Consider the following 234-nt stretch of genomic DNA (forward strand, 5'->3'; position numbering starts at 1 on the left):
CAGTAGCAACGCGCGAGGAGTGCGGTGTCGACCGCGGTCCGTAAGACGCCGACCCATTCGGGGCTCTCGAGCAGGGTGAGCATTCGCGAGTGCACCGCATCGAGTACGGTCTCGATGGCGTGTGTGCCCTTGATCGTCTCGAGGTCGAAGACGGTGAACGCGTCGCGCAGGATCGCGACGATCTGCGCGGCGAGTTCGGCCATCCCGCGAAGATCGTCGCGCAGGAGGTCGTAC

At 65.4% G+C, this 234-nt stretch carries 1 pseudogene; it reads right to left on the minus strand.

From position 1 onward, the window contains the following. A pseudogene (locus NVV99_RS26910) lies at positions 1 to 203 on the minus strand (PhoU family transcriptional regulator); the annotation flags it as partial. Between the last annotated feature and the right edge of the window lie 31 nt (positions 204 to 234).

Source organism: Rhodococcus sp. PAE-6, assembly GCF_025290685.1.
Classification (GTDB): Bacteria; Actinomycetota; Actinomycetes; order Mycobacteriales; family Mycobacteriaceae; genus Rhodococcus; species Rhodococcus pyridinivorans.